The 12,460-nt window shown below is 34.4% G+C and carries 9 protein-coding genes and 1 pseudogene; 4 read left to right on the top strand and 6 right to left on the bottom strand.

All coding sequences use genetic code 11. From position 1 onward, the window contains the following. Positions 1 to 29: 29 nt before the first annotated feature. Positions 30 to 1,778, bottom strand: a pseudogene (locus FKR84_RS13570) (Eco57I restriction-modification methylase domain-containing protein); the annotation flags it as partial. A gap of 415 nt (positions 1,779 to 2,193) precedes the next feature. Here FKR84_RS13570 and FKR84_RS05805 point away from each other — a divergent pair. After that, positions 2,194 to 4,332: a catalase gene (locus FKR84_RS05805; RefSeq protein WP_141421358.1), complete on the top strand. Its 2,139-nt coding sequence runs from the start codon at positions 2,194 to 2,196 to the stop codon at positions 4,330 to 4,332. A 144-nt stretch (positions 4,333 to 4,476) separates the two neighbouring features. Here the strand turns inward: FKR84_RS05805 and ligD are convergent, their stop codons facing one another. The 3 genes from ligD to FKR84_RS05790 all read right to left on the bottom strand — a co-directional run bounded on the left by ligD (position 4,477) and on the right by FKR84_RS05790 (position 8,361). Further along, positions 4,477 to 6,900: a DNA ligase D gene (ligD, locus tag FKR84_RS05800; protein ID WP_141421357.1), complete on the bottom strand. Its 2,424-nt coding sequence runs from the start codon at positions 6,898 to 6,900 to the stop codon at positions 4,477 to 4,479. A 2-nt stretch (positions 6,901 to 6,902) separates the two neighbouring features. After that, positions 6,903 to 7,679 carry a non-homologous end joining protein Ku gene (gene ku, locus FKR84_RS05795; protein ID WP_141421356.1) on the bottom strand — a complete coding sequence of 259 codons (777 nt, stop codon included), beginning with the start codon at positions 7,677 to 7,679 and terminating at the stop codon, positions 6,903 to 6,905. 232 nt (positions 7,680 to 7,911) lie between these two features. After that, entirely contained in the window at positions 7,912 to 8,361 is a 450-nt protein-coding gene (locus FKR84_RS05790; protein ID WP_141421355.1) for a hypothetical protein, read from the bottom strand. A gap of 576 nt (positions 8,362 to 8,937) precedes the next feature. On the opposite strand from FKR84_RS05790, the gene FKR84_RS05785 reads away from it, so the two are divergent. After that, positions 8,938 to 9,186 carry a DUF7218 family protein gene (locus tag FKR84_RS05785; RefSeq protein WP_141421354.1) on the top strand — a complete coding sequence of 83 codons (249 nt, stop codon included), beginning with the start codon at positions 8,938 to 8,940 and terminating at the stop codon, positions 9,184 to 9,186. Positions 9,187 to 9,203: 17 nt separating this feature from the next. After that, on the top strand, positions 9,204 to 9,524 hold the full coding sequence (locus tag FKR84_RS05780) for a four-helix bundle copper-binding protein (RefSeq protein ID WP_141421353.1): 321 nt from the start codon (positions 9,204 to 9,206) through the stop codon (positions 9,522 to 9,524). Between the two features lie 163 nt (positions 9,525 to 9,687). On the opposite strand, the gene FKR84_RS05775 is transcribed toward FKR84_RS05780, so the two are convergent. Further along, the gene (locus FKR84_RS05775; RefSeq protein WP_141421352.1) at positions 9,688 to 10,152 is read right to left on the bottom strand and encodes a hemerythrin domain-containing protein; all 465 of its coding nucleotides are present in this window, start codon (positions 10,150 to 10,152) and stop codon (positions 9,688 to 9,690) included. 355 nt (positions 10,153 to 10,507) lie between these two features. Between FKR84_RS05775 and mqo the strand changes: the two genes are divergently transcribed. After that, entirely contained in the window at positions 10,508 to 12,031 is a 1,524-nt protein-coding gene (mqo, locus tag FKR84_RS05770) for a malate dehydrogenase (quinone) (protein WP_141421351.1), read from the top strand. A gap of 84 nt (positions 12,032 to 12,115) precedes the next feature. On the opposite strand, the gene FKR84_RS05765 is transcribed toward mqo, so the two are convergent. Then, positions 12,116 to 12,415, bottom strand: coding sequence for a hypothetical protein (locus FKR84_RS05765; protein WP_141421350.1), 300 nt, complete (start codon positions 12,413 to 12,415; stop codon positions 12,116 to 12,118). Positions 12,416 to 12,460: the final 45 nt, after the last annotated feature.

The following is a 12,460-nucleotide window of genomic DNA, read 5'->3' as shown; positions in this document are numbered from 1 at the left end:
ATATGATAGGCTTTTTTGTTTTTTTCTTTAAAAACCGCCGGAAATTCTTTTCCCCATTTAAAAGCTTTATCGCCAGCAACGCTTTTATCTTCTATTAAAGAATTTCCGCATTTAATATTGCTGCTCAAATCGTTTAATTTTCTACGCGGTTGTGCGGTTCGTAACCATAAAGAAAGCTTGGCAATTTCTACGCTTTCTTCGTTAATATCTACGCCATAAATATTGTTTTCTAAAATGGTGTTTTCTATATCACTAAACACAATGGCACCGCCCAAAACCTTTGCTTTAAGCTCATCTATATAGGCGTGTTCTGCGATTAAAAATTCTAATGCTTGGTTTAGAAACGCGCCAGAGCCGCAAGCCGGATCGCAGATAGTGAGTTGCAACAGCCAATCGCGATATGTATCTAAGGTTGCTATAAGTTTCTTTTTGGTGGCAGTTCTTGTGCCTTTTTTTACTTCAAAATAATCTTCTTCGTGAAAATTAAGCTCGCTTTTCTTTTCTTGACAAAGTTTACCTATGGTATTTTCTACAATATATTTGGTAATGTATTTGGGCGTATAAAAAACGCCATCTTTTTTACGTTTGCTTTTTTGTTTTTCAAAATTTTCGCCTTCAATTTCTGCGCTTACACTTTCTATTTCGTTTAGCGAATTTTCAAAAATATGTCCTAAAATATTAACGTCTACTTGGCTTTCAAAATCATAGCTGGAAAGTTGGGAAGTATGTTTATAGAGCAACTCATCGTTAATTTCCAGTAAATCTAAAATAGCATCCGGTTTAAAAAGTCCACCGTTATAAGCAAAGATTTCTGCTTTTGTGTCGGTGCCTTTTCTTCCGGTATCTAAGTAATTAAAATAGAGTTTAAACCGCTCATAAAGTGGTTGGTTTACATCTAGGTCTTTAAGTTTGTGCCAATCTTCTATAATTTGTAAAATAGCATTAGGCGGTAAAAGTCCGCGATCTTCGGCAAAGAAGATAAATAGAAAGCGGTCTATAAGTTTTTGCGACTTCTTAAATAATGTAAGTTTTACGTTTTTCTCTAAGCGAGCAATTTCCGCGTTAAGCGTAGCTGTTTCTTCAATTTCTTTAAGCAATTCATTTTTACGAATTGCTTTTAAATTTTTAGCATTATTGCGCACCAAATCGCGGTACAACTCGCGTTTAAAAACAGAATAATCTTTGTAAAAACCTTTGGTAATCTGGTTTTCTTCTACCAAAGAAGCTTCCTTTATTTCTAATGGAATATTGTTTACTACATTTTCTTTTTGCAGACATAAATAGAGTAATGCAAATTTTTCTTCGGTTAAACCGAAAAGATCAAACTCTAAAAACTCGGTTGCATCGTTAATATAAAACCGTAGTTTTTCGAAGTTGGAAGTAATTACATATTTACATCCTTTTTGATTAGCTTTATAGTCAAAAGCCTGTTTACGAATACTTTCTAAATCTTTGGTATTGGCACCTTTAAGTTCTATAACGCCTATGGCTAAATCTTCTTTTAAAATTGCGCCATCTGCTTTACGCGAATTGGTTTGGTTTTTATATTCTGCCACCAAATTAAAATCTATATTAGGTTTCATCGTATAGCCTAAAACCTTTACAAAAAGCTCTGTTAGAAAAATACCTTGGTACTCTTCTTCTTTAGAACTCTTGATATTTTCTTGAATAGACAGATTTAAAAAGTAGTTGCTAAACTTTTTATACGCTTTATTAATCTGGTCTTGATCTTGTGTTTTAAGGTACTTTTTTAAAACCGAAGTTTGAAATAATGCCATTGATTTAGATTGGAAATATTATTTGCTATAAAGTTAAAATTTTAATTGTAATGAACCGACTAAACCACCGGTTATAAGTAAACAATTTTTCTTTAAAGCTATTGTAAATCACTACGCAGGTATAATTGGTTTTGTAATTCTATTTTCTATCTTCCCGGTATTGTAGCCCTGTTAGCCAACTTATTTAAATTCTGCATTTTAGTAATAGATGGCAAAACAAATTTTCTTTAAAACTGCATTAGAATAGTTATGATTTTTTCTAAATAGTAACCAGGGGAAGACCTGTGTTTGTATTTTTTAAAAAAGTACTTATAAGCGAAAAATATATTTTTTTAACACTAAAGAAACTTTCTATCCATAATAATTTCGAATTAATTTACTTAAATTTAAAGACTTTATTAAAAAACAGAAAGCTATGAGTAAACCTAAACAAAACGACAATTCTACTTCCAAGTCAGAAGATTTACAAAAGAATAAAGAAGACGGGAAAGACCAATCTATGACCACTAATCAAGGGCTAAAAGTAAATGACACCAATAATTCTCTTAAAGCTGGAGAACGCGGCGCCACCTTATTAGAAGATTTTATTCTAAGAGAGAAAATCACCCATTTTGATCACGAGCGTATTCCTGAGCGTATTGTGCATGCTCGCGGAAGCGGAGCCCACGGGCATTTTGAACTTTACGAAAGTCAAGAAAAATACACCAAAGCCGGAATTTTTACAGATACTTCGAGAAAAACCCCTGTTTTTGTTCGTTTTTCAACGGTAGCCGGAAGTAAAGGTTCGGCAGATTTGGCAAGAGACGTGCGAGGTTTTGCTACAAAATTCTATACAGAAGAAGGTGTTTTTGATTTAGTTGGCAATAATATGCCCATATTTTTTATCCAAGATGCTATGAAATTTCCAGATCTTATTCATTCGGTTAAACCGGAACCCAACAGAGAAATTCCGCAAGCAGCATCTGCTCATGACACATTTTATGATTTTGTTTCACACACCCCAGAGACGCTTCATAACCAAATTTGGCTTATGAGTGATCGGGCAATTCCAAGAAGTTTTAGAATGATGGAAGGTTTTGGAATTCATACTTTCCGCCTCATTAACGAAGAAGGGAAATCGCATTTTGTAAAATTTCATTGGAAACCTTTGCTGGGCGTCCATTCTATTACTTGGGACGAAGCAGTAAAAATTCATGGAGCCGACAGTGATTTTCATCGCCGTGATTTATGGGATGCTATTGAGGCAGGACAATATCCGGAGTGGGAATTAGGTTTTCAAATTGTACCGGAAGAAGATGAGCATAAATTTGATTTTGATTTATTAGATCCTACTAAATTAATTCCGGAAGAAATGGTTCCTGTTAAAAGGATAGGAAAAATGACCTTAAACAGAAATCCCGATAATTTCTTTGCGGAAACTGAACAAGTGGCTTTTCATCCCGGTCATTTGGTTCCCGGAATAGATTTTACCAATGACCCGTTATTACAAGGGCGCCTTTTTTCGTATACAGACACCCAGTTATCGCGGTTAGGAAGTCCCAATTTTCACGAAATTCCTATTAATCGCCCCGTTAATGAAGTACATAATAACCAACGGGATGCGCATATGCGTATGACTATTAATAAAGGAAAAACAGCTTATTTTCCAAACTCAATTGGTGGCGGATGTCCGCATCTAGCCAAAATGGCCGAAGGAGGTTTTACTTCTTATGAAGAACGAGTAGATGCAAAAAAAGTACGAGAAAGAAGTGAAAGTTTTAGCGATCATTATAGTCAACCGGCTTTATTTTACCGCAGTCTTCAAGATTGGGAAAAGGAACATTTGGCAGCTGCTTATGCTTTTGAAATTGGTAAATGCACATACGACCACATAAAAAAAAGAATGCTCTATTTAATTTCACAAATAGATAAGGATCTAGCCCAAAAAGTATCCGAAAGTTTAGGTATGGAAATTCCTTCCGAAATAGAAAATCCGGTAAACCAAGCTATTGGTGCAGATGCTGATGTCGAGAAACACCAGCCAAAAGAAAAAAAGAATTATTTAGAAAAATCAGAAGCCTTAAGTCAAACTCATTTAAAAACAGATCGTATTACAAGTAGAAAAATTGCAGTATTGGTAAGCGATGGATTTGACGGTAAAGCCTTGATGGAAATGAAAGAAGCTTTAGAAGAAAAAGGAGCAGTAATTCAGTTGTTGGCCACTCATGGCGGAACGGTAAAATGTGACAAAGGAAAAGAACATCAGGTTGATGCAGCATTACTAACTACAGAAAGCGTGCTTTTCGATGCCGTCTTCGTTCCGGGAGGCGAAAAAAGTGTAAATGCTTTGTTAGAAGAAGCTAAAGCGAAAAAATTTATTAATGAAGCGCTAAAACATTGTAAAGCTATTGCCGTAAGTAAAGAAGGAGAACAATTATTAGACGCCACTTACGGAAAGGAATTTAAAGAGGATGCTTGTGTTTTTATCAATAAAAATCCACAAAAATTTATTGAAGGTATAGCCAAGCATAGAAATTGGGAGCGCGAAGAAAAAGCAAAAAAAATCCCGGCTTAGATTACCAGAGTACGCAAACTCAATTTCGAAATTTATTATACACCTTCGGTCCGTTCCGGAGGTGTTTTTTTAAGCATATCTGCTACAATTATCTAGTAACGCAAAGTCTATCAAATACTAACTGTAACCGATTGAATATTATGCTTATTTAGATTCTAAATACTCTAGAGCCTTTTCTATACTTATCCCTTGTCCTAAAATAGGTTTAAAAATATCTCCTTTTTTCTCTATACGTTTAGGAAGGTTATGTACCGTAAAATCTGTTATTGCAAAGCCTTTTTCTATCTCTTTCCAGCTTACAGGCGTAGAAACCGGGGCGTATTTTTTGGGTCTTACACAGTAAGCGCTGGCAAGGCTTTGTCCCTTTCGGTTCTGTAAGTAATCTAAATATATCCGGTTTTTCCTATTTTTTTTACTGCGCTCTAAAGTGGTAAGTCCAGGAAGTTTATTTTGAATGTAATAACAAAGTAACTTCGTAAAATCTCTCGCTTGTTTATACGTATACTTTGCTCCCAGTGGTATATAAATATGAATACCTTTAGAACCGGAAGTTTTACAATAAGCATCTACCTTGGCTTTGCTTAGAACTTCTTTTGCCGCCAAAGTCACTTCAAGAACTTCCGTAAAGTTATTTTTTTCAGAAGGGTCTAAATCGATTACCGTATAATCTGGCTTTGTTAAACTACCAACTTTCGAATTCCATGGGTGCAACTCAATACAGCCTAAATTAGCCATATATAACAAACTTGCTTTATTTTGACATAACAAGTAGTTTATTTCTTTTTGGGAAGAAGTAGAATATAGGTTTTTAGTAGCTATCCAAAAAGGCAGATTTTCATTATCTTTTTGGTAAAAACTTTGCTGTTCAATTCCGTTAGGATGTCTATGTAGGTTTTGAGGCCGGTTTTTTAGGTACGGAAGAATAGTTTCTGCTATTTTTAAATAATAATCTATAATATCGTATTTCTTTAATCCGGATTCTGGCCAATATACTTTCTCTAAATTGGAAAAAGGTACCGGATGTCCGTCAATTTCGAGGGTCTCAGATTTTTTAGAGCTTGCAACTGGTATCTTTTCTTTTTTTGCAATTTTCTTTTCAGGTCCTATCTCGGTTGTGTTTTTATCTTCCCGAAGACCTTTAAAAACAGGGTGTCGCAATAATCCTTTTTTGATAATTTCAGAATAAATTACTTCACAAATAAGTAAAGGTTCTATCCAATGGGCTTTTCTTCCTTTTAAGTTTATATTTTGGTTAAAAGGACTATTTTCTGTCTCCAATGCTTGGAATTTTTGCAGTAAATTTTGCTGTATTCTATAAGAAAAACCGGTACCGCAATTACCAATATAAGTAAGCTTTTGCTCTACATACATGCCAAGTATCAATGAACCAAAAACAGCTTTATGGGAAGCAGTGTACCCGCAAATAATGGCTTCCCGACTTTCTACAGTTTTTATTTTTAACCAATTTTCAGAGCGGCTTCCCACGCTATAGGAAGAGTCGGCTTTTTTTGCCAATACCCCTTCCATACCTGCATCTATAGCTTTTTTATAAAAAGCACTTCCCATGCCTTCAACATGATCGCAATAAAAAATATGCTTCGCGTCTTCTAAAAGTTCCGGGAGTAAACTTTTACGGTCTTTTAGTGGTAGATTTAACATGCTGTGTCCATTTAAAAAAAGCATATCAAAAACATAATATCGTAGTTCTCCTTTTGTCTTTTCAGAATAATTTTGCATAGCCTGAAAATCTGAAATTCCCTTTTTATCTACCACCACCACTTCTCCGTCTAAAATAGCTGTATGCGGAATTTGCTCTAAATCATCTACCAAAGAAGGGTATTGGCTTTTGTAAGAAATCCCGTTGCGCGAATACAAACTTACTTCACCATGGTTTATATTTGCCAACATTCGGTAACCGTCCCATTTGAGTTCGTAAATCCAGTCTGGATGATTAAAAATTTTAGTTGCCGTCCCGGCCAACATTGGTTTTATTGGTTTTTCGGGGTTTAATTGTATAGTTTTTCCTTTTTTAGTAGAAGTTTTCTTCCCTACAAAAGTCTCTGCATCATAAAATAAGTTTGTTGCGTATTTATCTTTTTTTTTAATCAGCAGCCATTGCTTATCGTTCTCACTATTATTGGTACGAACTAAGGCGAAGGCTCCTTTAAGCTTACTTCCGTAAAGTTCAATTTTTAAATTTCCCTGACGATAATCCTCTAAAAGTGCTTTTTTTTCTTTTTGCAAAGTATCGTACAAACCTTTATCCCATATTTGCATCTTGCCCGCACCATAGTTTCCTTTAGGTATCACGCCTTCAAACCTTAAGTATTCTACCGGATGATCTTCTGTAGCTATAGCCAAGCGTTTATCGTCAGGATTCATAGAAGGTCCTTTTGGTATAGCCCAGCTTTTTAAAACCCCGTTTATCTCCAAACGCAAATCGTAATGTAAACTTCTAGCCTTATGCCGCTGCACTACAAAGCGCAAAGAATTGCTCTTGTTTAGCTTAGCTTTAGGCTCCGGAGTCTGATTAAAATTTCTTTTTTCGGAATATTCTTGTAAGCTCATGCTTAGGAGGCTTTTTCCTTCTTTTTATTTAAACTTGCTTTTAGCTTTGCCATAAGGTCTTCTGCACCGGTAGGTTCATTTTCTTTATAGCTATCTACTTTTGCCTTTTTACCACTGGCTTTAGAGTTAATTATCGCCATCAATTGGTCGTTATAATGGTCTTTAAATTTTTTAAAACTAAAATCTGTAGTATATTGTTCAATAAGCGAAATGGCCATATCTACTTCTTTTTTAGCCACTTTAGTTTTGGGCACTTTTAAATCGGATGGATTTCTAATTTCGTCGGCAAACCGAATAACGTGCAAAACCAAAATATTTTTATACACGCCAATTAAACTTAAATGTTCTTTTTGGCGCATTACAAAGGTAGCTACTCCCAATTTGCCGGTTTTCTTTAAAGCTTTACGTAAAAGATTATATGATTTTCCGGCATCTTTTTGAGGTTCTACAAAATAGGGTTTTTTAAAAAGTACATCGGCAACCTCCTCTTCTGCTATAAATTCTTCTATGTCTATGGTTTTACTTTTTTTCATATTGGCCTTGTCAAAATCTTCTTTTTCCAAAACCACATAAGCATCCTCTTTTTTAAAACCTTTTACGATGTTTTCCCACTTTACTTCTTTTCCTGTTTCTTCATTAACCCGTTTATACCGAATACGTGCATTATCTTTTTTATCCAGCATATCCAAATCTAATTTATGGCTTTCTGAACCCGAGTATAATTTAACGGGAATAGATACTAAACCAAAACTTATAGAACCATTCCAAATTGATCGCATACTACTTTTATTTATTTTATGTAATTAGTTTTTATCACTTGGAGTTTGAGTTTTTGTTCCCGTCCCTAAGCGAGAATGTAGTGGGAAGATAGAACAAAACATATCTCCTTGGGCTGTTTTTAAATTTTTAAAAAATATTGACTTTCTACTGCATCAACTAAGAATCTAAAGCTTTAAACCTTTAGGTGTCTTTGTCGAAAACGTATATTATGAAAAATTATTGATCTTTTTTTTATATAATATATATATTCCAAAGTTTATAGAATAAGCCGAGAATCACACCAAAAAGTAAATGAGCTATTAAAATATGTCTATAAAAAGGAATGCTGTTAAAAGCTTCTGGTTTTTTAGATAAACGAAACATAATATTCCACCCAATGATACCAATAATCCCTATAACAAAACCAAAAATTAAAGCTCGCCCCACAGAAAAATTAATAATTTGATAAAAGAGCAATAATTCAAAGCCAATAGCGAAAACCAAACCAATTGAATAATGAAGACCCCACCCCAATATGTGGCTACGGCGCGGAAAAAATGATAAAGAAGAATTTCTTACCAAAAAATTTAAAAGCTGCGGTTCCTTAAACATTCCTTTATTCATTTCTTCATATATATAACTAAATACAGTCATTATCGTAGTTGCACAGATACTTCCTAGAATAATTTTTAAAAAGATCATTGGCTAATTTTTTATTAGTCTAAAGCTGTTAGTTAACGTCTATATTCTTAAAGATATATTTTTAAAAATTTAGTTTTTGCTATTTATAATTACTTTAACTATACACTTTAAAGAATCTGTAAAAATGTTTAGTGTTTATATATATATATCGTATAATTTTCCTATAAGTAACTCTTATTTTCAAAACCTTCCGGAAAGCACAACCAGATGATAAGATAAAAACTCTATTCTTACAGAATTTTTTATTAAAATTAGCTTGAATCTCTGCTGGAAATTCGTAAGCAGGATTTTTAGCAAATCAACCGGCTTAAACCTTATTTTTTCGACTATTAAAAAAACAGACAACATTTATTGCTACCAAAAAAGGATAAATATAAATATGCATTTAAAATAGGCATACAGTAATATTCAGATTAAACACCTAAAAACTATGCATTTTTTATGTTAAGTAAATTTATTTTAAAAAAAAACTGATTTATTTTATAACTTTATAAGTTATTTATTAACGAATTCTAAACACCCTGAATAAATACCTTTTTGTAATTTTAATTCATAAATCTTTTAAAAACTAAAACTATGGCGAAGGATCACGGAAATCAAATTAAAAATGATGAGCAGTACGAAGAGTTGCGCGATAAAGGAATGAGCAAAGAAAAAGCTGCTAGAATTGCCAACCAGAGCAACTCCGGCAAAAAAGGCGGAAAAGCCGAAAAATACGAAAAACGTACCAAAAAAGAACTTAACCAAAAAGCCAAAGAAATTGGAATTGAGGGGTACTCTAAAATGGATAAACACGAATTGATTAAAGAACTACGAAACCATTAATTTTAATAACAAATACTATGAAAAACAACGATTTAATAACCGACTTATACAATTGTGTAGCACACTGTAATTATTGCGCGGCGGCGTGCTTAGGAGAAGAAAATGTAGAGAAAATGACGAGCTGCATCAATACAGATCAAATTTGTGCCAGCATTTGTAACGCAACCGCTCAACTACTCAGTTATGGTTATAAAGATGTAAGAAAAATGGTACAACAATGCCATGAAATTTGTCAAGAATGCGCCAAAGAATGCGAACAACACAAACACGACCACTGCCAAAAATGTGCAGAAACCTGTAGAAAATGTGCAGAAGCTTGCGCCGCTTACTTAAACTAAAAAACACAAGTTTTAACTGCTTAATTAAATAATATTAACAACGGTCTCTCAAAAAAATTACCAGCAAAAAAAATTAAAGACCATTATTTTATGCTTTACGGAAATTCTGTAAATCACTGATAAGCGAAATATTTTAAGTGTTTATAATTTTATAAGATATATTTTACGATTTCCAAAATTGATCGTCCCATTCTTCTTCTGTAAAATTCATTTTTTGGTGTTGTTTTTCAATTTCTTCCAATTGTTGGTCGCTGGCTGCTTTTTGTATCTCGTTATATAAAACTCGCTCCTCAAACCGAATATACCTGCCAATCTCCTCCTCTATTCTATTTAAAGCCCGATAGATATCTTCCGTTTCATTAAACAATCTTAGCAAACGTCTGTGGTTGGCCAAGGCTTTTTTTACCCGTACATTTTTTAGACCAAGAATAGGAAAAACATATTTTGTCTCAATCTCAAAATGTGGCTCGATATAGTTTTCTTTAAACCAATCTGCATAAGCTTTTAAACGCTTAGTATCTACATTGTTGCGCAAGCCTTCGCTTATTTTCCAACCAAAAAATAAAAATGCATAATGTTCTTCACTTACCGGCTCCAAGCCTTGATCACGTTTGGTGTTTTTAGTCATGCTAACAGCTAAATTTTAAAAATACAAAGAACTCCTAAGATAAAGATTTTTCCGAATCTTTCCGGAAAGAAGTCTTTAAATATAACCGCTTGATGCAATAAGCCGCAAGCTTCTATTATTAAATATTTTCGGGTTGCGGGAAGCATATAAAAATTCCGCGAAAGCGAAAAAAGCATATTACAAATAGCTTATAGTCATTTTCTAATTAACCAATCAAAGATTAAAAATTAACCCGCCAATACATCGACAAGCCAATACAACAACCAAGCAGGCAATTTACCAACCCTTATTTTAATAATTCTTTGACAGCAGAAACGCCGGTATTTTTCTACCTTGTAAGATAAAAGATTTTATTATGCCTAAAACTATACAATTAGAAAAAGAATACGACCTGGTTTGCGTTGGTGGCGGAATTATGAGTGCCACTCTAGCACTTATGCTAAAACTTATAGATGCCAATTTAAACATTCTTATTTTAGAGCGTTTAGACAAAGTTGCTTTAGAAAGTTCTGGTGCTTGGAATAATGCCGGAACGGGGCATTCTGCTTTATGCGAATTAAATTATACGCCACAAAAAAAAGATGGCTCTATTGACGTAACCAAAGCTTTAGAAGTTTTTAAACAATTTGAGCAATCGAAACAGTTTTGGTCTTATTTGGTTAAACAAGGCTATTTAACCGAGCAAGCTTTTATTCATGCTGTACCACATCATAGTTGGGTTAGCGGAAAAGAAGACGTAGATTTTTTACGGAAAAGAGTAGAAAAAATGAAGCAATATTCGCAATTTGAAGAAATGGAGTTTTCGGAAGATTTTAAAACTTTAAAAAAATGGTTTCCATTAATTATGGAAGGACGTGAAAATGACAAAACCCCAATGGCCGGTACAAGAATGGAAATGGGCACCGAAGTCAATTTTGGACTGCTTACTAAAAAATTATTTAAAATTTTAGAAGAAGAGTTTGACACCCCCGTACATACCGGTTTTGAAGTAGAAGATATAGATCCGGCAGAAGGCGTAGATTGGCTTGCCGAAATAAAAAATTTAGATACCAACGAGAAGTTTTACTGCGATGCTACCCACGTTTTTATTGGTGCCGGCGGCGGAGCTTTACCTTTGCTGCAAAAAGTAGAAATAGAAGAGAAAAACCAATACGGTGGCTTTCCAGTAAGCGGCCAATGGCTTATATGTAAAAATAGGGATGTAATAAAACAGCATCACGCCAAGGTTTACAGTAAAGCCGGTCCCGATGCTCCGCCAATGTCTACACCACACTTAGACACGCGCTATATAAAAGGAAAGAAAGAATTACTTTTTGGCCCCTTTGCCGGCTTTAGCACCAAATTTTTAAAAGAAGGTTCGTATTTAGATCTTTTCAAATCGGTTAATTTTGAAAATATCCCGGCGATGTGGGGCGTTTTTTGGCATAACCTCCCGCTTACCAAATATTTGGTAGGTCAGGTAAAAATGAACCATGAAGACAGAATGGAAGAGTTACGTACTTTTATAAAAGATGCCAAAAGCGACGATTGGGAACTAAAAGTTGCCGGCCAGCGGGTACAAATTATAAAAAAAGACGAAGAGCAAGGCGGCACGTTAGAATTTGGTACCGAAGTAGTTCACAGTAAAGACGGCGCCATTACGGCTTTATTAGGGGCGTCTCCCGGGGCATCTGTTGCGGTAAATATAATGGTAACATTGCTTCATTTTGCCTTTCCGGAAAAAGCAAAAAGCAAAGCTTGGAAGGAAAAATTGGATGAAATGATTCCGTTTTGGAATAAAGACATACAAGAAAACGAAAAAGAATTTAAAAAGCTACAATACCAATGCTCCGAAGTTTTAGGTATTTGCGAGTTTTCAGAAACGATGAAAAACCTATAATTCTCCCCTTTTCGGAAGAAAAAAAGCAATTATAAAAACAAGCAATTTCTTAAATTTAAAACTCCAAAAAGCTTTTTTCTTAATTTAAGGAAAGTAACGTTCGTCCCAGAGAATAACAGAAGGGTACTGCCGGCTAAAGTTTTTCCGTAAAGAAGTTTTAAAGCCTTGGAAACGGCTAAACGCTAATTTTAAGTTCTGTATACTTAAAATAGTGAAGAGCGCGGTGGTGAGAAAGTTTGCGGTTTTTGCCTCAAACGAAGAAATGCCAAAAACACGATAAATGACTTGAATGATTTTTATTCTACTTGTAGGCTTCGCTGTAAATCCAGAAAAACCGCAGCGGCTGGCAACGGAGGATGACCCAGCGAAGCGGTTGCCATCCACAAAATAAGGTTTTTTATGTTTTTCAAGAAGGTTAAAATAAACCTA

The sequence above is a fragment of the Haloflavibacter putidus genome, assembly GCF_006546625.1.
Taxonomy (GTDB): domain Bacteria; phylum Bacteroidota; class Bacteroidia; order Flavobacteriales; family Flavobacteriaceae; genus Mesonia; species Mesonia putida.
The sequence above is the reverse complement of the archived record's forward strand: the minus strand, read 5'-3'. Positions and strand labels throughout refer to the sequence as shown.

Bases quoted from the DNA above. Each gene is read 5' to 3' on its own strand.
- FKR84_RS05805 (WP_141421358.1), top strand. From the start codon at position 2,194: ATGAGTAAACCTAAACAAAACGACAATTCTACTTCCAAGTCAGAAGAT.
- ligD (WP_141421357.1), bottom strand. From the start codon at position 6,900: ATGAGCTTACAAGAATATTCCGAAAAAAGAAATTTTAATCAGACTCCG.
- ku (WP_141421356.1), bottom strand. From the start codon at position 7,679: ATGCGATCAATTTGGAATGGTTCTATAAGTTTTGGTTTAGTATCTATT.
- FKR84_RS05790 (WP_141421355.1), bottom strand. From the start codon at position 8,361: ATGATCTTTTTAAAAATTATTCTAGGAAGTATCTGTGCAACTACGATA.
- FKR84_RS05785 (WP_141421354.1), top strand. From the start codon at position 8,938: ATGGCGAAGGATCACGGAAATCAAATTAAAAATGATGAGCAGTACGAA.
- FKR84_RS05780 (WP_141421353.1), top strand. From the start codon at position 9,204: ATGAAAAACAACGATTTAATAACCGACTTATACAATTGTGTAGCACAC.
- FKR84_RS05775 (WP_141421352.1), bottom strand. From the start codon at position 10,152: ATGACTAAAAACACCAAACGTGATCAAGGCTTGGAGCCGGTAAGTGAA.
- mqo (WP_141421351.1), top strand. From the start codon at position 10,508: ATGCCTAAAACTATACAATTAGAAAAAGAATACGACCTGGTTTGCGTT.